This is a genomic window from Paenibacillus sp. FSL P2-0136, from assembly GCF_037975325.1.
Classification (GTDB): Bacteria; Bacillota; Bacilli; order Paenibacillales; family Paenibacillaceae; genus Paenibacillus_AQ; species Paenibacillus_AQ silagei.
Genome location: NZ_CP150244.1, coordinates 2001611 through 2021552, shown reverse-complemented (window position 1 = coordinate 2021552; position 19942 = coordinate 2001611). Strand labels below are relative to the sequence as shown.

18 protein-coding genes and 1 pseudogene are annotated in these 19942 nt (G+C 50.9%); 4 read left to right on the top strand and 15 right to left on the bottom strand.

All coding sequences use genetic code 11. The annotated features are described in order from the left end of the window. The first annotated feature begins 258 nt into the window (after window positions 1-258). The gene (locus NYE26_RS08370; RefSeq protein WP_339255111.1) at window positions 259-618 is read left to right on the top strand and encodes a hypothetical protein; all 360 of its coding nucleotides are present in this window, start codon (window positions 259-261) and stop codon (window positions 616-618) included. Window positions 619-789: 171 nt separating this feature from the next. Here NYE26_RS08370 and NYE26_RS08365 read toward each other — a convergent pair whose 3' ends face one another. The 4 genes from NYE26_RS08365 to NYE26_RS08350 all read right to left on the bottom strand — a co-directional run bounded on the left by NYE26_RS08365 (window position 790) and on the right by NYE26_RS08350 (window position 3231). Then, a complete protein-coding gene (locus NYE26_RS08365; protein ID WP_339255110.1) occupies window positions 790-1131 on the bottom strand; it encodes a hypothetical protein in 342 nt (113 codons plus the stop codon). A 199-nt stretch (window positions 1132-1330) separates the two neighbouring features. After that, the gene (locus NYE26_RS08360; protein ID WP_209872585.1) at window positions 1331-1831 is read right to left on the bottom strand and encodes a hypothetical protein; all 501 of its coding nucleotides are present in this window, start codon (window positions 1829-1831) and stop codon (window positions 1331-1333) included. 43 nt (window positions 1832-1874) lie between these two features. Next, window positions 1875-2639: a hypothetical protein gene (locus NYE26_RS08355; protein ID WP_339255109.1), complete on the bottom strand. Its 765-nt coding sequence runs from the start codon at window positions 2637-2639 to the stop codon at window positions 1875-1877. 40 nt (window positions 2640-2679) lie between these two features. After that, on the bottom strand, window positions 2680-3231 hold the full coding sequence (locus NYE26_RS08350; RefSeq protein ID WP_235191728.1) for a papain-like cysteine protease family protein: 552 nt from the start codon (window positions 3229-3231) through the stop codon (window positions 2680-2682). A gap of 233 nt (window positions 3232-3464) precedes the next feature. Here NYE26_RS08350 and NYE26_RS08345 point away from each other — a divergent pair, with 233 nt between their 5' ends. Continuing rightward, window positions 3465-4655 carry a pectin acetylesterase-family hydrolase gene (locus tag NYE26_RS08345; protein ID WP_339255108.1) on the top strand — a complete coding sequence of 397 codons (1191 nt, stop codon included), beginning with the start codon at window positions 3465-3467 and terminating at the stop codon, window positions 4653-4655. Window positions 4656-4701: 46 nt separating this feature from the next. After that, window positions 4702-5319, top strand: coding sequence for a TetR family transcriptional regulator (locus NYE26_RS08340; protein WP_339255107.1), 618 nt, complete (start codon window positions 4702-4704; stop codon window positions 5317-5319). Here NYE26_RS08340 and NYE26_RS08335 read toward each other — a convergent pair. The 7 genes from NYE26_RS08335 to NYE26_RS08305 all read right to left on the bottom strand — a co-directional run bounded on the left by NYE26_RS08335 (window position 5294) and on the right by NYE26_RS08305 (window position 13081). After that, window positions 5294-6652, bottom strand: coding sequence for a HAMP domain-containing sensor histidine kinase (locus NYE26_RS08335; protein WP_339255106.1), 1359 nt, complete (start codon window positions 6650-6652; stop codon window positions 5294-5296). The genes NYE26_RS08340 and NYE26_RS08335 overlap by 26 nt on opposite strands. Beyond that, complete coding sequence (locus NYE26_RS08330; RefSeq protein WP_036721658.1) at window positions 6649-7326, bottom strand: response regulator transcription factor; 678 nt, start codon at window positions 7324-7326, stop codon at window positions 6649-6651. The genes NYE26_RS08335 and NYE26_RS08330 overlap by 4 nt, the downstream gene beginning before the upstream one ends. A 22-nt stretch (window positions 7327-7348) precedes the next feature. Beyond that, the gene (locus tag NYE26_RS08325) at window positions 7349-9310 is read right to left on the bottom strand and encodes a serine hydrolase domain-containing protein (protein WP_339255105.1); all 1962 of its coding nucleotides are present in this window, start codon (window positions 9308-9310) and stop codon (window positions 7349-7351) included. Between the two features lie 119 nt (window positions 9311-9429). Further along, a complete protein-coding gene (locus NYE26_RS08320; RefSeq protein WP_339255104.1) occupies window positions 9430-9864 on the bottom strand; it encodes a hypothetical protein in 435 nt (144 codons plus the stop codon). Window positions 9865-9903: 39 nt separating this feature from the next. Further along, complete coding sequence (locus NYE26_RS08315) at window positions 9904-10329, bottom strand: hypothetical protein (protein ID WP_339255103.1); 426 nt, start codon at window positions 10327-10329, stop codon at window positions 9904-9906. Between the two features lie 185 nt (window positions 10330-10514). Then, a complete protein-coding gene (locus NYE26_RS08310; protein WP_339255102.1) occupies window positions 10515-11063 on the bottom strand; it encodes a CueP family metal-binding protein in 549 nt (182 codons plus the stop codon). A gap of 29 nt (window positions 11064-11092) precedes the next feature. Next, on the bottom strand, window positions 11093-13081 hold the full coding sequence (locus NYE26_RS08305) for a Na+/H+ antiporter (RefSeq protein WP_339255101.1): 1989 nt from the start codon (window positions 13079-13081) through the stop codon (window positions 11093-11095). 268 nt (window positions 13082-13349) lie between these two features. Between NYE26_RS08305 and NYE26_RS08300 the strand changes: the two are divergent. Beyond that, window positions 13350-13565, top strand: a pseudogene (locus tag NYE26_RS08300) (hypothetical protein); the annotation flags it as partial. Window positions 13566-13882: 317 nt separating this feature from the next. Here the strand turns inward: NYE26_RS08300 and NYE26_RS08295 are convergent. The 4 genes from NYE26_RS08295 to NYE26_RS08280 form a co-directional block, all read right to left on the bottom strand. Continuing rightward, window positions 13883-15196, bottom strand: coding sequence for a sugar ABC transporter substrate-binding protein (locus NYE26_RS08295; RefSeq protein ID WP_339255100.1), 1314 nt, complete (start codon window positions 15194-15196; stop codon window positions 13883-13885). Next, window positions 15178-17007, bottom strand: a complete 1830-nt coding sequence (locus NYE26_RS08290; RefSeq protein WP_339255099.1) for a histidine kinase — start codon at window positions 17005-17007, stop codon at window positions 15178-15180. Before NYE26_RS08290 ends, NYE26_RS08295 begins: the two co-directional genes overlap by 19 nt. Window positions 17008-17109: 102 nt before the next feature. Then, complete coding sequence (locus NYE26_RS08285; RefSeq protein ID WP_339255098.1) at window positions 17110-17781, bottom strand: hypothetical protein; 672 nt, start codon at window positions 17779-17781, stop codon at window positions 17110-17112. A 12-nt stretch (window positions 17782-17793) separates the two neighbouring features. Further along, a complete protein-coding gene (locus NYE26_RS08280; RefSeq protein WP_339255097.1) occupies window positions 17794-19938 on the bottom strand; it encodes a hydantoinase/oxoprolinase family protein in 2145 nt (714 codons plus the stop codon). Window positions 19939-19942: the final 4 nt, after the last annotated feature.

Genomic DNA, 19942 nt, shown 5'->3' with positions numbered 1-19942 from the left:
GCTTTTCTCTAATAAGACCTCTTATGATGTCTATAGTAGACTGTGACGTTACGTCCTCCGCAAGTCCATCTTTTGGGAATGTTCGTTCAAGCAGGTCAATGGGAAAAACATACAACAAAAAATAGATGTCGATCAAATGATCCACGGTCACCCTGTAGGCGACAGCGAGTCGGTTAATAGTCTGAGTTATCCCGATGAGCTTATGAAATAAAAACTGGCATGAATTATAAATTCAGAAGCAACGAAAGGATAGTGTACATGGAAAATATATCTAGTGCAGATCAATTGGAATCCATAATCTCTATGCAATCCACAGTCAAAAAACTTGAGAGCGCTTTGTCCCAAATGACTCAAAGTGGCGCCAATACTACCCTGGTAACCAAACGGCTCCATGCTGTATCCATCGGTTTAGCGGTTCTGGAAAATGTCTGGAATCAAAAGCCTCATTCATATACACCTGAAGATTTAGCAGAGGCCGGCAAGGTTCTCACTGGTTTAACCCCTTCAGTGGAGAACAGTTATGCCAAGTCAAGGGCGGGCAGTCCACAGAGAACGCTTTTGGAGCGGAGAATTAAGGCTTTGAGGCTGGCTGTTCAAGCGATTGAGGGAATTTATTAAACTGAGAATGGTTAATTAAATAAGGATCGAACTTGAAACTGAAAGCGGAGATCCTAACGTCAGAGGCGATTACAGTAATAGAGAATGAGCGGCATGATCGCAAGTCTTATGATGAATGTCATCAGCACGATAGATAATCCGTAGTTTCCGTGAAATGTACCTCCGCATGAGTCATATCGGATTAACACATAGCAGAACATCCTGCTCCTCACCCTTTTGATCCACAATAGAAATTTGCTCAGGCGGTTTTTCCAGGCTTTTCCCCCTAACTAACAACTGTCCTTCCCCTTCGATCTCGTACTTTCTGATATACACTCCTGAACCGATATCCTCATACGGATACTTGTCAAAATCGCTCCAATTCAGTGCGGCTCCCTTGTCCGCTAAGCTCTCTAATTCATTTAACGAAATATAGCCGCTCGTTCCTGGCTCCTTATGACTTTGGCAGGCTGTACATAAGATCAAGACAAATAACAATATCATTGGAAGCTTGAGGCATTTGGATAGTGTCATACAATCCCTCCAAATTCTTATCATTCCATTGGTAATCTTAGGGATAATTATATCGTAATTTAAACAAGGAAGTCATAAAAACCGCCATATTAAATTCACTCCGGCCTTGAGTAAAGCTTTTCAATCAAATGATTTCTATACAGTTCAAGAGATTGCTGAGGTGGAACTCGTTAATACATTAACATCCTTTTTACTATCTTCACTTCACTTCAGTCCCATAGCTCTCCTTCCAATGCTCCAGCCACTGCGAATAATCCAGCCCTTTGATCTCCTTCAGCGTCTTCCCTTCGATGGAGTACTCTCCGCCGGCCACGATGAGATTCTTGATTATGCTTAGCGGACCCGAGGTTCCGCCTATGACCTCATGATCTGCAAGCATGACATTTACGGCAATCCTGTATTCGTCCGGGGGATATTGCTGTTCCAGGGGATGATTCTCTACGAGGAATCGGTAAGTTATGATCTTTTTGCCGAAATAGGCATCAGGTTCTTGCTTCTGCACCGACCAGAGCTGCATGTAATCCAGATTCTCAAACATGGTCTGATCCAATGTGTATTGGGCAACTTCTCCTGCAGGGTCAACGATCCTGTAACCAAGAGTCTCAACATATCTGGCGGCGATTTGCTCGTCAGTCTCACCTTCGGCGGCGCCCCCCTTGTTGCTGCATCCCATTATGGCCAGCAGTGCCAGGCTAAGCATTAGGAATAATCCTATGAGCCGGTTCATTCGTTTCGTCCCAATCTCATTGCAATACGTCTGAGGCTCTTCTTCTCTGGACAGCGGAGATTACAAGCGGGACAGCAAAGACAAGAGATAGTCCGAACAGGACGATAGCTGTAATAAAAGAGTTATGCCCTCCGTCAGAAGAAGCGGCATGATGGCCACCACCCACCAGGATTGCCCCTTCATTGGAATTGCGGTTCATAGAATTCAAGGCATCTGCCGATTCGCTAACCGCATCCCTAACCTCTGAAGGACTGATATTCTGCTCATTCGTTAAATCAATATAGGTCTCGTTAACCTCATTGTTTATATAGAGATAATCCAGCTCGTAGCGTTTGTCGTCAATAAGCTCTACAGTGCCCTTTCCGGCATACTCTGCTTCCAGCCGCTTCACGGTGTTGTCAAAATCATTATGATTACTGATGTTATAGATGGTCCATGCCCCTGACTCCAGTGTAGCTTCGATCACTCCAACCTGGGCCTCTTCCAGATAAAGAGGAAATTTATAACCTGCCATTTCATGTGAAATGGAGTTGTCATGGACATTCAACTGGTAATAGGGGATTCCTTCCCCCAGAGTGGCCTCATGAAAGCTTGTTTTGCCCGTACCATGAAAGTTATCCTTCTGGGCTTCAAGGCTATCCGCATAATACTCTTTATATTCCTGCTCAATGGCCCCTTTGATCTCTGCCCCAGCCTTCTCAAGACCAGAATCGGCATATGCCGCATTTCCAGCCAGTGATAGAGCCAGGACAGCGGTTAATAGCAACGCACGAATTTTCAAAAAAAGCCCTCCAATTGTTGTTTGTATTAGATCATTAATTTCAATTAATATTGTTTACTGTATTAACCCACTTATAAGTGGAATTGCTCTTGAACGTAGAATAGCCTTGAACGTTGCTCGAACCATCTGCCGGATCAATATAATATAAGTTCTGAATATTGTTAGTGGTGTTGTAGTAATACCCTTTAACTACAAAGGCATGGCCAATACTCGAGCCAGCCTTGCTCGTGAACGCAAGAACATTGGAGTAAGTATCTATATTGCTGACTAAACTATTGTACGACGGCACACTTAGTGATGCAGATGAGCTTACGCCATAGGCGGCAAGTCCTGCCTGGGCATCGTAGACCGTCCCGGCCGTGTCCATGTATATGCCCTTTGCAGCCTTCACTATATTTTGCTGGGTGGCGCTGGATTTCCCCAGATATTGTCCAGCCATGCTGGATACAGCCGCCCAGCACAGATAGCTGCCCTGTTGTACTTGGGAGGTTACGTCATGAATACGGGCTCCAGAAGCGGCGTATACGCTGCCTGCAAATAGAGAAGCGGAGATTATCGAACTAAACAGAATTGACAGCGATTTCAATTTCATTTTTTTCACTTTTTCAAATCCCTCTTGGAGTATTGATCTATCGGCCGACAGAACTGTAGATAATACTATCATAAAATACTATATTTGGAATATCTAAATTAAAGCTTTTATATTGATAATCATAGATTTAACAGTCCGCCAAAAGCTTATTTTCAGCTTGTCTCATCAGATTTAAGTATACACCTTGTGCAATCAGTTAACTAGACGTATACTTCTAGTAAAGGGGCGATGAGATGAGCAGAATGAAGAAAATCACGATATTTACAGGTATTGGATTGTTGAGCGTTGTTGTCATAGCCATTGTTGCGGTCTACGCCTTCGTAATCCAGCGGCCGGTGACCACTACCCCCGTAATCGCAGAAGCGAAGCCTTACGAGTGGAATAAGGTGAAGCTGGGCGGGAATATTCTTTCCAGTGATGGATCGGAGTATTTCATTTGGACTAAGACCGGTGAGAGCAACAACTGGATCATCTTCTTTTCCGGCGGCGGGGTCAGCTGGGATGCCCGGAGCGCTGCACATCCTATTAAGCTCATGAACTTTATTAAAGGCGGAGATACAGGCAACTATTTCGCTGACATTCCGTTCTATATGCTGACTTTGCTGGGCGGGATGATGGATACAGACAACCCGGATAATCCGTTTCACGGCTGGAATGTGGTCTACCTCCCTTATTCAACAGGTGACTTCCACATTGGTAACCGCGCCGCTACGTATTCGCGTGAGGACGGGAGCACCTTCACCATGCGGTATAACGGGCGTACTAATGTGCGCAGCAGCCTTGACTGGATCTATGCGAACGTGGCTAAGCCAGATAAGCTGCTGATTGCAGGCGAGAGCGCCGGCGGATTCGGGTCCGCCTTCTGGGCGCCCGAGATTGCTTCACATTACCGGGATTCTGAGATTTTCCAATATGCAGACAGCTCCTTCCTGAAGTCAGACAAGTGGCCGCAGGTGATGAAGCAGGAATGGGACTCGGATTTCACTGCAACCTTCGGGTATGCGCCGGAGGCAGATATCATCGGGGCTGCTTTTCGCGCGAATGGCCGGCTGCTGCCTGCAGGTACGGTGCTTTTACAAGCCTACTCGGTATATGATGAGATCCTAATCCACTTTCAGAACAAGATTAACGATTACAACGGGCCACGGGACCAGAAACTCATTAAGGAGTGGTCAGAGGAAATGCGGCAATCAGTAGCTGCTCTAGCTGCAACGGTTCCTAATTATTATTACTATCTGACGGATTACGGGCTGAACGCTGAGAACGGGACAACCCCGCACACTTTTTCCACCCGGGAGACCTTCTATCAGGCGGAACAGGATGGTGTGAAGCTTGTGAAGTGGCTGGGGGATGCGGTCAATCAGCAGAAGCGCTATTCGGTAGGCAGCGAGTTCTTGGGGACAACAGCACCTGCTCAGGAGTAGCTTTTGCAGCAGCGGTATTTTCGCAGGAAGATAGGAGAGAAGATCATTGAATTTACGTGAAAAGCAAATGCAAATGACCAAAGAGCTCATTAAGGAGGCCGCGCTGGGCCTATTCTGTACTCAGGGGATCGAACGGACGGATATGGCACAGATCGCCGGACAAGCCGGTGTCTCCCGCCGCACGTTGTACCTTCATTATAAGAACAAGGAAGATTTAGCCGCTAAGCTCTATGTAGATAATCTGGAACGGATGTTTGGCAGGCTGCTGTTTGATTTTGATTTTGCCCGGCCTGTTCCCTCCCTGGAGAAGATTCTGGATCAATATCTGGCATTAAAAGATCATCACGAGGCACTGATCTATTATGATGCTATTTTTGGAGTGTATTATAGCACCCTGTCCAAGGATCCGGCGGAGCTGCCTGATTTCAAGAGAGCTATGGAGGTCTGGTATTCCCGGTACATCAACCTTGAGACAGCAGCGGTGGCTCCAGAGTATCAAAAAAAGTGGCTGGATCTTCTGCAGAAGTCCACCCACCTGTATTTCATGTATTTACAAAAATCCGTAATTCTGTCTCATCAGCGGGGCGCTTCCGTTACGGAGGAAGACCGGGCAGCGGACCGGCAGTTCAAGGATTTCATTATGGCTGGCGTGCGGGCAACCTGACGATAATCGTTGTTCCCTCTTTTGCCGCACCGTCCAGCTCAATACTGCCCTGATGCAGGGAGACGATTTTTGAGACAATTGCCAGTCCCAGGCCGTTCCCGTTATTACTTCCATTCCGCGACTTGTCTATCGTATAGAATCTTTGGAATACGGCACCCCACTCTTCCGGGGAGATCCCGATGCCATTATCGCTGATCGTGACCGCAACTTCTGCTGCACTGTGGTCTATACGGATGCGGATCTTTCCGCCTTCAGGCGTGAACTTGATGCTGTTGCCCAGCAGATTCATCCACACCTGCTTCAGCTGATCTTCATCGCCAATGATATAGACCGCTTCCGGCAGCTCCAGATCGATAACGATGCTTCGGGCTGACCATTGCGGCTCACAGGTCACCACGATGGTTCTAATCTGCTCATCAAGCCGGAAGGAGACTGCCGAGAAGGGGTGATGCTCGGAATCCAGGGAAGCCAGCTTCAGCAGATTATCACTCAGCCGTGACAGACGTCCACTCTCCGCAATGATGATATCCAGATAGTCCTTACGCTCCTCTTCCGCAATCAAATCATTGTTCTGCAGCGCCTTGGCAAATCCCGAAATGGAGGTAAGCGGTGTCTGGATTTCATGGGAGACATTAGAGACGAAATCCTGCCTCATCTGCTCCAGCTGCTTCAGTTCTCCCGCCATCTCCACATAGCTCTGTGTCAGCTCTCCGATCTCGTCTACACGGTTCATCTTAAGATCTACCTCAAAGTCACCCTTGGCCAGTCTTCGGGTGGCATTCGTCAAAGCCTTAATCGGCTCCACCAGGTATCTGGCAGCAATAAGAATGCTTGCACTTCCCAGCAACAGCACGAGCAGCAGAACAAAGAGTACCAGACGGTTGACGATATGTTCGTTCTCGGCTGAGTACTGCAGGAACATCGCACGCCACTCCCCCTTGAGCATAAAGGGCATTCCAATGAACGTATCATTATCTTCCGTGGAAGAACGATAGACCTTCCCCTGCAACACTTGCCGGACAGCCCCGGGACTGATGGTAACAGCCGGACTATCCGCGAGCCCATAGAAAGTATGTTCCCCCGACTGGTCGTACAAATGGATAGGATGCGCCGATACCTTAACCATACTATTCAGGAACTCATCCGTATCTTCAGGCCTGGCATCATCATAGCGGTGAATGATCTCCCTGCCCACTGTAATCATCTCGTTCTGTCCCTCATAGCTTATTTGCTTCTGAAATACATACAAGCCGATGAAAAAGGAACAGATCAGACTAAAGACAATAATGCCGAGAAATGTGAGAATGACCCGAACATACAGTGTCTTGATCATGACTCAGGGATCAGGCGGTAGCCCAGACCGCGGGCAGTTTCGATATGAAAACCCTCGCCATTGCCGCTGAACTTCTCTCTCAGCCGGCTGACATGCACATCCACAGTCCGGCCGTCCCCTTCATAATTCAAACCCCAGATTTGCTGGATCAGCTGTTCTCTGGTGAAGATCTGCCTGGGGTGGCTGACCAGCAAAAACAGAAGATCAAATTCCTTCAAAGGTAACGTGACCGGCATTCCACCGCGTGTAACCTGAAAAGTCCGGCGGTTAAGCACCACATTGCCAAGCTGTACGGACTGGGAAGTGACAACCAGTGAGCGTTTGAGCAGTGCTTTTACCCGCATGACCAGCTCAACCGGATCAAAGGGCTTGGTCAGATAATCGTCCGTTCCGAGCTGAAATCCTTTCACTTTGTGGGCCGATTCCGCTTTGGCTGTCACCATGAGAAGGGGCAGGTTGGCATCCGTACGCCGGATTTCCCGGCACAGCTCCCAGCCGTTCAGTCCCGGCATCATAATATCCAGAATCACAAGATCGACATGCGAGTTCTCAATGATGGACATCGCCTTGGTGCCATCCCCTGCTTCTTCGAGGTCGAACCCTTCTTTGCGCAGATATAGAGACATCAGCTTCCGGATATTGTCATCATCATCCGCGATCAGTATAGTAGCCACGATCATCCTTCTCTCTTAAGCGTTATCCAAACTGCCAGCCGAGCAGATTCCAATAGTAGAAGAAGAACGTCAGTTGGGCAGCCGACAGCATCACTAAGGTGTAATGCACCCGCCTGAGGGCGGTCCAATATTTATTTTTCCATACCAGTATAGCTGAGACCAGCATTGCTAAGGTCAAGCCCGCCATAATGATTGGCATAACCAAGCTGACAGACAGTAAAGGGCTGATACTGCTGAGCTTCTGCATAATGTCCATGGACATAATAACCATAAACAGAGTAATAAAAGACAACAGCGCCCAAACGGCAGTTCCCGCAGATAATCGGACGGCCCGCTTTTCCGGGAGCGTCATCGCCTTGAACCTGCGTCTGAAGAAGATAGGTCCGGGCAATGCCGTGAGGAAAATGAATCCCAAGACACCAAGCAGGATAAGCCAAAACTTACTCTGATCCAAAAGCGGCGTACGCTCCAGCGGCATCTCCGGAGCCATGTCCAGGAGCATATGTGTCACTGCGCCGGACTCATCCCTCAGGAAGCCGATCTGGTCGGTCCCTTCCTCCAGCTGGAACAGGTTAGGAGCGACTGCTCTGTACAGCTGTTGTTCACTACCGCTTCCCAAGGATATCTTGTTATCCACAATCGTAACATTCAGCTGGGCAAAAAAGTTAAAGAACTTGTCAATATCACTTATGTTGCGGCGTGTAAATTGATAGGAGCCGGCATATTTCTGTACGGATTCCGCAGAAGCGGAGAACTCCGGCTGCTTCACTTCAGGAGCGGGATAGTACTTGTTGAACAAGGCCTGGACCAGATGGGTCGCAGCTTCGCTGCCTTGACCGCCATTGTAGGATAAAAAAATCCCCAGTTGCTTGGCAGGTGCGAGATACAATTCGGTATTAAACATGGGATCGGAGCCGCCATGAGAGATTATTCTCACCCCGTTCACCCGCTTCTCTGCGAATCCGAGAGCCACTCCCGGCAGGCGCTTATCGAGCTGGAATGCCGTTGAATGCATCAATGCAGCCGTCTCAGGCTTCAGAATCTGCCCGGTGCCATATTTCCCGTTCTGCAGATGCGCGATCATGAAATGTGCCATGTCTATTGCAGATACAGTACCCGAACCGGCAGGACGAAATCCGCCCTCGAAGGTAGGTGTGCCCGGAATAAAGCTGCCGTTCCCGCTATTATACCCTACCACCTGGTTAGGGATGAATGACTCCGGCAAAGGCTCCACGACCGTTGAATGCTTCATGTCCAGCGGATCGAAGATATACTTCTGAATATAATCATTATAAGGAATACCGCTGACATCCTCCACGATCATACCTGCAAGCGTTGCTCCATAATTAGAATAAGCACTCATCTCACCTGGCGGTCTGATCCGTGCCAGCATATGTTTATTGAGTGTCTCCGAGATGGAACCGGGCAATCGGGCAGGATCAGTGACGATCTGATAACCGACTCCGCCCTCTTCAAAGCCTGCTGTATGGGTCATCAAATGACGCATGGTGATGGGTTCAGGATAAGTAGCAGGAATCTTCACGGATTTCAGGTAGGTATTAATGTCCGTGTCCAGATCAATCTTGCCCTGTTCCACCAGTTGCATCACTGCTGTCCAGGTGAACAGCTTGGTCGTTGAAGCGATTCGGAACATGCTGGTTGCAGGGTCAACCGGAGCCGCTTGCTCCAGATTGGAACTGCCATACCCCTTGCCCAGAATGATTTTGCCATCCTTAACGATGGAGATCACCGCTCCCGGAATTTGCAGCCGGTTCATATACTCTTCCATCATTCCATCCACGAAGGCTGTCAGACTTGCCGTATCCTCAAGATTGGCAGGCGCTTCAATCCGGGAACCCGGTGAAGCGGCTTGCCCTGTCTCCGCACTGGCATGTTTCCCGGGAAATATAAGGCTCGCACTTAATCCCATCACAGCCAATATTGCCAGAGCAGCGTCCCGCCATTTTTTCTTAGGTGTTAACATGATTACCCTCCGCATCATCTTCTATATTTAAGGTTAGGGTCAATCTCCCTAACACTTCTAGAGATTATCAGAGTAGTGTGAATGGAACGTTAACAGAACTTCTAATCGTTATGTAACGATTAATTTCTTTTCCATACCCTTACACTGATTAAATAATATAAAGTCATAAGAAATTGGATTATTAATATACCCAGCGGAAACAAATAAAGCATTTCAAACTGATATTTTCGGAAAAGCTCAAAGGAAACTACAGCATAGCCTCTGGGTTCAATACCTTGCAATTCCACGAAAAGAAATAAGAGTAAACTGCTTGGAATGACCGTAAATAAAAACCAGGTGATTTGCTCCTCTCTCTTATTAGCCCTAATAAACAATAAAGAATTAATAAAACACATACATAAGGGCAGGAAGTAGGTTTTGCAAAGTAATATTATTATTCCTGTTGCCCATCCCTCAATTCTTATCTCAAGAAAATAGATTAAAATCAGATGTACTGCAATTGCTGCTAACATATAAAGAACGGCTTGGTATATTAGCTTTATGAATTTCCCCATTCTCTTTTCTCCTTGCTAACATTGTATGAGGCAAAATGATTATTCTATGGATAATATCATAAACCACATTGAGGCCCAAAGGAGTAACTGGATAACTGAATAGATAATGGGGAAGAAAAACATCAATTCCAAATACCCCTGTTCAAAATGGAATTCTATAAATACAGGTTCGCTCGGCTCCGCACCTGTAATTTCTTTTATTTTAAAAAGTATGGCCGCACTGGGAAGCAGACTGGTCAATAGCCAAACCAGATTATACCTGATCTTCTTCGTTTTCAAAGACCTTACACAAGTTGCATACAACAAAAAAACCGGAGCGCAATATGTCAATGCAATTTGCAGACCCCCTACTTCCTCCCACGCACCCTTTTTTAAATTCAAAAAGCTAATAATCAGCAAATGAATTATACCCACCACTGCAACCTGCGCTAGTCCTTTAATCCTAATAATCATCCGCTCACTCAACTTATCTCCCCCGAGATTATATATATTTTCCTTTTACACCGAATATCGGATTCTCCGCTTGATTTATGTATATCAAAGAACATCAAAAAAGGAGCCGTATACAGATACGGCCCCAACTCATTCAATATTTTTATTATTCTTCTTACAAACGAGATGGTACAGACAGAATCAGGATTGCTATACTTTTAACTTAATTGCATAGTAGTCAGGCAGGTATCATCACTCTCAAAAGTGGAAATCTCAGACTGGGCCTGCTTACCTTCATGAGTAATGGTCATCTTATAGTTCTGATCACGCGGCAGCCATAGGTCGATGAAGCCGTTCGGCTGGGACTTGACGGTCTCGTTCATGATCTCCTTACCGTCCGCATCTTCGATTGTTACCCCGAAGGATTGGCCGGCCATCTCTCCCTGGCAGCCGGTCAGGCTGTGGGTGGCACAGGGATGTGTATTCTGCACATAAGGGGCAACCGACAGGAAGAACTCATCCTCCGGCAGCCCATAGACTGCTTCGTTAGAACCGCCGCTGTCCACGATCAGCTGGGTCGAGGTAATCGAAGCGGACTCCGCGGTCAAGGTGCGTGAGCTGAAGTCAGCCACCATTTGCTTGATATCCTGACTGCTGCCCGGAGTTGTAGCAACCTCCGTTGTCTTCGTCCCCCCACTTCCCGCGTACAGGTAAATTCCCAGCGCTGCAATAACCGCGCAAGTACCCGCTACTACTTTATTGTTCATGTTAAAATTCAGCTCCTTGTAGATGGCATTCAGCCCATTTCTTCCCGCAGATCATGCTCCATGAACAGAATATCACGTTTCATTTCCTTCATGCTAGCTCTGGAGATCCGTCCGGCCTCGAACATCAGCTGAATGTGGTCACGTTCGAGCTGAATGCCTGCTCTCGACAATTCCTGCAGCGATTCTTCGAACTCCCGTTTCGTGGAGGAGATGGACTCTGGACGGGTTAACCGCATTCTTCCCCGCTCATAGCGCAGAATCAGGGAGCTGATTACTTCAGGCTCCATCTCCCCCGTAGTCTGCAGTTCTCTCAGCCGCTCAAGAACATAAGCGAAAATCCCGGCCTGCAGCCGGTTTGATTCCTCACGCCGCTCCTGCGCGCTTAAGCGGACCTGCTGAATGACACCTGTGATTTCTTCCCAGCTTTTGAACGGAATCAGATCATTCTTGTACTGCGGATCACGGGTGTATATGAACAGCTGCCGGTTCAGGCGGTTCAGATAGCGGTATGCCGTATACGGGTTCACTTCGTGCTGCTTGAGCGCAAGCATAGTGTATTCCCGCTGCCACTTGAGTGCTGTCACCCCAAGCTTCCGTTCCATTTCCTCAGCGTCTTCATTCTTCTTCAGCAGACGGATTCTTGCGTTATAGATCCCGGTTAGATGATTCAGGGCGAGGCGGGACTGATCTGTAGCCTGCTCATTTAAGCCCGCAACCACACTGCGCAGAATTTCGATTTTGGCCTCGGCCTCCTCGGCATTGTGCTCTGCTTCATGATCTGAGCCAAGCAGCAGCGGCAGCAGAAAGTTAGACGCCAGCAGGGTCCACAGAATGACACCCGCCGCCAGGAAAATAATCAGGTCTCTCGCCGGAAAGTAGGAGCCGTCATCCAGGAAAAACGGCAGTGACATCGTACTCGCCAGGGTAATCGTACCTCGAACCCCCGACAGTGTAAGAATGAGCGCCTTTTTGAATTCCAGCTTCCAGGGTCCGCGCGGCTCCTCCCCTTCGGGAATATCCATGACTAGCATCCAGATCAGCCTCAGACCGAGGACAGCAGCGGTTAATAGCAGGGTATACAGGATAACCTGGACATTCCCTATATCCGGGTTGTTCCAGACGGTCTGAATAATCTCCGGCAGCTGGGTACCGAGCAACAGAAAGACCAGGCCGTTCAGGACGAAGATAATGACGGACCAGGTGCTTTTGGACACGATACTCAGCTTGGCTACTTCAGGATTCATCTGCTTGTACCCGAAGGAATGGGCGATCCCTGCACTGACCACTGCCAGAATGCCATTGACTCCCAGCTCCTCAGCGGCCATGAAAATTGCAAAGGGTGTCAGAATCTCAATCAGCATATGTAGCGTGACATTCTCCATCCCGAGCCTGCGCAGCCACCGCACGATCCCGTATTTAATGAGCGTGAGCACAAGACCCAGCACCACACCGCCTAGCGAGATGCCAATAAAGCTCAGACTGGCCGTTTTGAAAGAGAAGGCGCCTGTAACCATAGCTGCGACTGCAAATTGAAAGGACACCAGACCCGACGCGTCGTTAATCAAAGATTCTCCTTCGAGAATTTGCATCGTCTGATGGGGGATTTTTACTTTTTGTTCCAAAGCGCCTACAGCAATCGCATCCGTAGGGGCCAGTGCCGCAGCCAGCGCAAACGCAGCCGCCAGGGGCAATACCGGCAACAGCCAGTGCAGGAAATATCCCAGCACCCCTACCGTTAGAAAAACCAGCCCCAGCGCCAGCAGCAATATCGGCTTTTTCAGCTTCCATAAGGCCACTTTATCGGCAAGCCTGCCGTCATTGAACAGCAAGGGAGCAATGAATAATAGCAGGAACAGCTCCGGGTTCAACTCCAGCTCGAAATGCAGGGGCAGCCAGGTCAAGGCCATACCCAGCGCGATCTGAATGATCGGCACGGAGAGCGAGGGGATAAACCGGTTCACCAGATTAGACAGTGACACGGCTGCCAGCATCAACAAAATATACTCAAATAATTCCAATCGGACAAACCTCCATCTCTGCACTTGCGTGTGCAGATACTAAATTACGTTATATATGTAAACTCAGTATAAACGATCTGCGGTGAAATATCCTCTTGGCGGCTGCTATAGATTACAAACAAACGGTTAATCTACGGACATCGATAAACCATTTATTGCCTCCCGTCCAGGTGTCAGCGTATAATTAACTCAGACGAAGAACGTCCCAAGCCATCGCTGGCAGAGGGGCGTTCTTTTTTTGCGTAAAGGAGAGATGGAGGGAATGGAAATGGATTTTGAAAAAGCGCATCAGCTGCTCTTGGACCATCATTTGTCGATCAGAACAGGAGAGCGCAGAGGCCGGCTGTCACGGGGGCATCCGTATGCAGAGAAGCTGCTGCTGCGTAATGTCTGGTGGCCGCTGTTTGGCAATCTGGATGATCTGCATCCGGAGTATGAGGTCTACGAGTGGAACCGTAAATCGCAATTTCTGGATTTTGCATACTGGGGTGTGCGGGAGAATTGTTGCAGGAAATGCAGGAATCTTAACGTGAAGTTACTTAAATGCGGAGTATTCCTGCTTTTTGTGCAACATTTTCTGATTATGGCCCCTTAATGAAAGGCAATGTTGCATTATGTGCAGGAATTGTAATTGCGCTGCCGCCTCCACTTCCAAATCAGCAGGGGATGGCTCAATGTACAGTTCAGCGGATGGTCAGCGGTTGGTCAGCGGACGGTCAGCAGATGGCTCAGGGGACGACTCAATGTACAGTTCAGCAAAATGACTCAGCAGGTGAACACAATTACAGAGGAACACCCCGCTTATTTCATAAGCGGGGTAACTTCCTGTTCCATTTGCCCGAGCAACTCGTCAACGGTGGACGTTTGCGTGTAGAGACCGTCCATGAGCAGCTGGATCTTCGTATCAATCTGCTGCCAGTTCTTATGTCCTGGCGCGATCCGCGCCGTGGCGATCTGATCGAGCACCGCCCGCTGGATGCTCTCCGGTGAAGGCTTGGATGCTGCCCGCAGGAAGACATCGGATTCCAGAACAGACTTGCGTGACGGGACAAAATATTGCGCGGTGATGCTCATAGACTCTGCACTGGTGATGAACTTGAGGAATTCTGCAGCCTCTGCCGGATGACTGGTCTCGAAAACAGATACTCCCGCATAACCGAGGGAGGTCCCTGTCCCCTTAATACCTGACGGCATCGGAGCGATGTCCCAGGCAAAATCGGTAACCGCGCGGGCCTTGGAAGTATAGCTGTAACGGTCCGTATACATTCCAATCCGGCCGCTGTCGAAGGCAATCTCATCCCCGGGCAGCGGGTGCACCTTGCTCTTGAACATCATGTCACTGTAGAGCTGGAGCGCTTCCTTCCCTGCGGGAGAATTGAGTGCAAATGATGCTCCGCCGCTGTCGAACAGCTCCGCTCCATGCGACCAGAACAGCGGCAGCAGTGCGTCCGACCAGTTGTTCCAATCGCGGACCAGCTTCACGCCGTAGATGCCGCGCTGCGGGTCGGTAAGGCTTCGCGCCGCCTTGAGGAATTCATCGTAGTTCCACTGTCCTTCCTCATACAGCTCCGTTGGCGTCTTCAGTCCACGGGCCTGGAACAGATCCTTATTGTAATAAATCAGCACCGGGGGCGTGGAGAACGGGATGCCGTATAACTGGTCTCCCCGCTTAAAAATATCAAGGGTAGACGGATAAATATCCGCATACCGGTAGTCAGAGTCATCCTGAACCGCTGCGGCAATATCAGCCAGTTGGCCTGATTCAAGCAGCTGCGGGATCATCCGCTCCGCCAGCCAGCCGGCATCCGGCGCGGTGCGGGAGGCCAGCATGATTGACAGCTTCTGCTGATAATCCGCAAAGGGAATCATCATAATCTCGACCTCGATCCCGGAATGAAGCTGTTCAAATTCAGCTATAAGCTCCTCCACCATCGCCTTCTGCGCATCATTGCCCCAGATACTGAACTTCAGCTTCAGGGGTGCCTGCACAGCAGCCGTCCCGCTCTCCACTTCTCCCTCCCCGGCTAACCCGCCGGGCGCGCCGTTTCCGGCATCCGAAGAACAGCCCCCAGCCAGCAATACCGCAGCGATAAGCGCTAACAGCCTAATCCGCATGATTCCTCTCCTCCTTGCCTGTCCCCTGCGGGTCCGGCATCATTCATCGCCTCCCAGTTCATCGGCAGGCGCAGCGAGACCGTTACGCCCTGCTCTGCCGTATTATCCAGTGTCAGACCGTAAGGCTCCCCGTAGAGAAGCCGCAGCCGCTGATGGACATTTCGCAGCGCGAACCCCTTGAGTATCCGGCCAAAGCCTCCTTGCTCCGCATCGGCTGCGGCCCGGGGCTGACGGCTATATAGCTGTTCTTCAAGCTCCAGCATCCGTGCGCGGGTGATGCCGAGGCCATTATCCCTAACCGACAGAATCAGATCCTCTTCTTCTACAGAGGCGGTCAAGGTAAGGCACAGCTTGTCCGGTCCCATGGCATGCTCAATGACATTCTCGATCAGCGGCTGCAGAATCAGCTTCGGCACCACACAGGAATCAAAGGAAGAATCAATATGGATCACGGCCTCCAGCTTGTCTCCCAGACGCATGCCTTGAATGCGCAGATAGGCTTCCACGAATTTCACCTCATCCAGCACATACACCATCTGTTCCCGGTGGCCTACGGTATAACGCAACAGCTTGCCGAGACTGGTTACCACACCGGAGAGCTCCCGGGTATTGCCCTGAAGTGCCAGCATGTTCACCATCTCCAGCGTGTTGTACAGAAAATGCGGATGAATCTGGCTCTGCAGCGCCAGCAGCTCTGCCTCCCGCTCCTTCAGCCGTGTCTCATAGACCTCCTTGACCAGACGGTCAATCTCGCCGATCATCGTGTTGAATCCTTCGGTCAGCTGCCCGATTTCATCGCTGGTGGTGACCGTCGCGCGTTCGAGGAACAGCCCCCGCTTCACCTGCCTCATCTTCGACTGAAGATGGGCAATGGGCTTAATCAGGCGGCTCGACAGCAGTATGGCTGCTACGTAAGCCGCCATAAGGGCCACTATGGAGACAATCAGTGTAGAGTTTGTCAGCTCACGGGCATCCTCCCGAAGCTGCGCCCGGGGCATCAGCGAGGTGACCTTAAGTCCTGTGTACGGTGATTCCGCAGAGGCAGTAATATAAGATTCGCGTGAATCGGGAAGCTTGCCGGCCCCGGAGTACAGAACCACCTGATCCTTGCCAGTAATCTGCAGCAGGCCGCTCCCGCTTGAGCGTACCGTCGAGACAATTGATCCGAAGCCCCGGGGCATCAGATCTACCTTGACAATCCCCAGCATGGCATGGGTGTACGGTTCACGGATGACTCTGGCTACGGAGATGATCCCCTGCTTCGCCTCTGTGTAGTAAGCTGCGCTGTGCGGCGGAAGAATGGCAAGGCCACCGTCCGCCTGCTCTACGGTCTCCATCCACTCTGCCATGCTGCGGTCCCACCGCTTCCTCACACTCTGGTCCAGATTACTGAAGATTCCGCCGTCATTGGTGAACACCAGGATGCTCTCGATTTCCCCCCGGTCAAAAGCCAGCGAAGAGATAAACAGGTTCATCTTCAGCGTCTCATCCGTGCTCAGATAGGTGCCGCCCGAACCCGGCCCCCTGTGCTTGCGGAGAATCTGCATCATATCCTCATCATACAGCGGCGCAAGCGTCAGACGGTCCAGCTCCTTAATATAATGCTCCAGATTAATATTAATCTGGCTGACGACCTGATTGGACAGTTCTACCGTGCTGCGTTCTACTCCGGCAATATATTTCTTATAGCTGATGGTGCCGATGACCAGGAACGGAATGGTGATCAGCAAGCAGAATAAAATGATAAACTTCGTGCGCAGCGGCACATAAGCGGATCGGTTGAATCTTTTACCGGATAACATGCGTAACATGCGGACAGCCTCCCCGAACTCTGGTTCTACATCAACATAGCATAATCCGGGATGGAAGTCAGAGCTATCCGCCATGCCCTGCCCAGGCTCAGAGATTCCGGCTCAGCTATTCTCAAGCTCGCCCGACCAGACCTCTGTCTGCCTCCAGAATTCGGCGGCTGTCAGTGTCCCGCTGTGAATCATATACGCGTAATCCAGCAGATTCGGCAAGCAGGGCAGGTCCAGCAGATAACGGCTGAACGCATGCGCAGCGATCTCCGAGGTCTTCGTTACGCCCGCCCGGATGCGCAGCGGCCCTAGGGAGAGGCTGCTGATGTCATCCAGCCGCTTATTGGTGTATCCCAGCTCCGTGAACTCCAGATCATGGAACAGCTCATGGGCGAGATGAATGTCGGTAACCTCCCTGAAGCTGAAGGAACGGCCGGGAAGCAGCACACCGGCACATTGCCGCAGTTCCTCCATGGAGGACCGGTACAGTGTAATGACACGTTCCTTGGCCGACAGCTCAATCTGGGCGCGGAAGCGGATCTGCCCGATGGTGCCTTTCCGTTCATTGAGGTTCACCTGGATGCCCCTGTCCCTGCAGATGGCTCCGACATCCGTGCCATAGCGGGCTTTGAACGCCAGAGCCTGCTCCTTCCCGATGGCCAGCGGACGCTCTACATAATAACGAAGTTTACCGCTCGGGATCCGGTGGAACAGCAGGTCGTTCTTCAGTTCGGCATACCCCAGTACATGATCATCCGGCAGTGTACGTGCATCTGTCTTCATCATCCTCTGCACCTCCTACTGGTAGACGACAGCGAGCAGCTCGCTGTTGTCCTCGAGCAACCCTGTCTCCACCTCAAGAATGGAGAACAGCTGCTCCTTGGTCTGCATCCCGGTCAAATCGAGCATTTTTTCCTTATAGAAAACAAAGGTCTTCGGGATCGTGGCATTTGCATCCGAATAGATCGTATTCTCCTCCAGGAACGAGGCGAACCGGTCAGCCATATTCTTCTTCAGAAAAGCCAGGTGATACGCATTCGTCTTCTTGAAGCGCACCACCCCCTCACGGTCGAGCACGCTCACATGGCTGAGCTTCTTCTTCACCAGGCCGAACATCGACTTCTTGATCTCGCTGGCCTCGAACAGATACCATCTGCCGGAGGCTGCCTTCAGCTCCGTCTGCTCCGCAGGCTGGCCCAGCGCATCCGCCGCCGTCTGCATCAGCTCATTCACCGGCACCGCGCGGCTGGCCAGATCCTTCGAGCGCAGCTCCGTGGAGCCGGTGGCGATTGCACGCAGAATATTGCGCTGGGAGTCGATCTCGATTGTGACATCGACCGTGGATTCGTTCGCCCCGGACTGGACGATTCTCTCCATAATCTCTGCCCGGATCAGCTTAATATCATGCTCGGTGGCACCCACGACCGTCTTCTCGATCTGCTCGCGGACCATCGCCATCCCGACGCCAATCGTGGAGATATACGGCGCATTGTTCGCAATCTGGTGCTTGAAGCCTTCCTTCGCAGCCATGGCCGGGACCAGAACTGCACCGCTGCCTCCGCCGCCTACCAGCGTAATGAATCCGGTGTCCAGCTCATAATCGCTGATCATCTGATTCACCACCGCCATCACCTTACGGATGGCAATATCCATCGCTGCCCTGGCCGCCTCTTCCGCAGACATCCCCAGATGGGCACCCAGCGTCTGCCAGGCCATCCGGGTGCTCTCCATATTCCCGCGCGCATAATCCGTCTCCGGCACATGGTTCAGCAGATTCGCCGCTCCCGCCAGGGTCAGCGCATATTCCTGTCCTCCCCTACTACGAACCGTGACATAATCCGGGTCTCCTTCGCGCGGTCTGACGAGACCGATCGCAGGCTGCTCCAGGTTCTCCTTGCCGGTGAAGCACTCGTATTCCAGTCCCGCAATATGCGCACTGCGCGGGCCGACATCCGTGATCTTGCCCCCGCCGATCTGGATCATGCTGCCTCCGGCAACGGCCAGCGTCCGCACATCCAGCGAGCGCAGATAGGTCTTGTGTCCGCCGACCTGGGCGTTCTCAATCATGACCTTACCGTTCTTGATCACGGAAATATCTACGCTGGTGCCGCCGACCTCGAAGAAAATGCCGTCCGATATCTTCTCATACATCAGGGCACCGGCCACGCCGGCCGCCAGCCCCGACAGCATCGTCAGGATCGGGCGCTTGCGCACCTCGTCGATGCTCATGACCCCGCCGTCGCAGCGCATGATCATGAGCTGTGAGGTAATTCCCGCTTCTTGGACCGCCTGCTCGGTCATATTGGCCGTCTCCATCATCTTCGGGATCAGGCTCGCATTGACCACCGCTGTGCGGGTCCGCGTCTTCAGCCCGTAGAGCTGGGAGATCTCATGTCCGCCGGTGGCGTACACTCCCCGGCTGCGTGCCGCTTCCATCACTCTCAGCTCATTGGCCGGATCATCGACACTGTAAGCTTCCGAGGCTACAATGACCTCTGCGCCCTGGGCCAGCAGCTGGTCAATCGCATCGTCAATGGCTTCCGCTGTAAGTTCCCGGGAGTCAATGAACTTGTGATACGTAGTAAGATACTTGCCCGCAGCCAATTCAATATCCGCTACATTGGTCTCTGAGCGGGCACTGCGGGCATCCAGCCCCGTACCCATCCCCACGATGCCTACACGGGCAACATCGCCTTCCAGCAGTGCATTAGTAGCCTGCGTCGTCCCGTGGGCGATGAACTTGATATCGCCGGGAAGAATCCCGTTCTCGCTCATGATCCGCTGGATGATCTGGACAATCCCGCTGGCGACTCCGCGTTTATCGTGGTGCGTGGTGGGCATTTTGACCTTGGACAGCACCTCAAAGGTCTCATTATCTATCGCAACGGCATCTGTGAAGGTTCCTCCGACATCGATGCCGATTCTGATTTGTTTATTGCTCATAGCA

Coding starts and splice junctions, on each gene's coding strand:
- NYE26_RS08370 (WP_339255111.1), top strand. CDS start 259: ATGGAAAATATATCTAGTGCAGATCAATTGGAATCCATAATCTCTATG.
- NYE26_RS08365 (WP_339255110.1), bottom strand. CDS start 1,131: ATGACACTATCCAAATGCCTCAAGCTTCCAATGATATTGTTATTTGTC.
- NYE26_RS08360 (WP_209872585.1), bottom strand. CDS start 1,831: ATGCTTAGCCTGGCACTGCTGGCCATAATGGGATGCAGCAACAAGGGG.
- NYE26_RS08350 (WP_235191728.1), bottom strand. CDS start 3,231: ATGAAATTGAAATCGCTGTCAATTCTGTTTAGTTCGATAATCTCCGCT.
- NYE26_RS08345 (WP_339255108.1), top strand. CDS start 3,465: ATGAGCAGAATGAAGAAAATCACGATATTTACAGGTATTGGATTGTTG.
- NYE26_RS08335 (WP_339255106.1), bottom strand. CDS start 6,652: ATGATCAAGACACTGTATGTTCGGGTCATTCTCACATTTCTCGGCATT.
- NYE26_RS08325 (WP_339255105.1), bottom strand. CDS start 9,310: ATGTTAACACCTAAGAAAAAATGGCGGGACGCTGCTCTGGCAATATTG.
- NYE26_RS08320 (WP_339255104.1), bottom strand. CDS start 9,864: ATGGGGAAATTCATAAAGCTAATATACCAAGCCGTTCTTTATATGTTA.
- NYE26_RS08310 (WP_339255102.1), bottom strand. CDS start 11,063: ATGAACAATAAAGTAGTAGCGGGTACTTGCGCGGTTATTGCAGCGCTG.
- NYE26_RS08295 (WP_339255100.1), bottom strand. CDS start 15,196: ATGCGGATTAGGCTGTTAGCGCTTATCGCTGCGGTATTGCTGGCTGGG.
- NYE26_RS08290 (WP_339255099.1), bottom strand. CDS start 17,007: ATGTTACGCATGTTATCCGGTAAAAGATTCAACCGATCCGCTTATGTG.
- NYE26_RS08285 (WP_339255098.1), bottom strand. CDS start 17,781: ATGATGAAGACAGATGCACGTACACTGCCGGATGATCATGTACTGGGG.
- NYE26_RS08280 (WP_339255097.1), bottom strand. CDS start 19,938: ATGAGCAATAAACAAATCAGAATCGGCATCGATGTCGGAGGAACCTTC.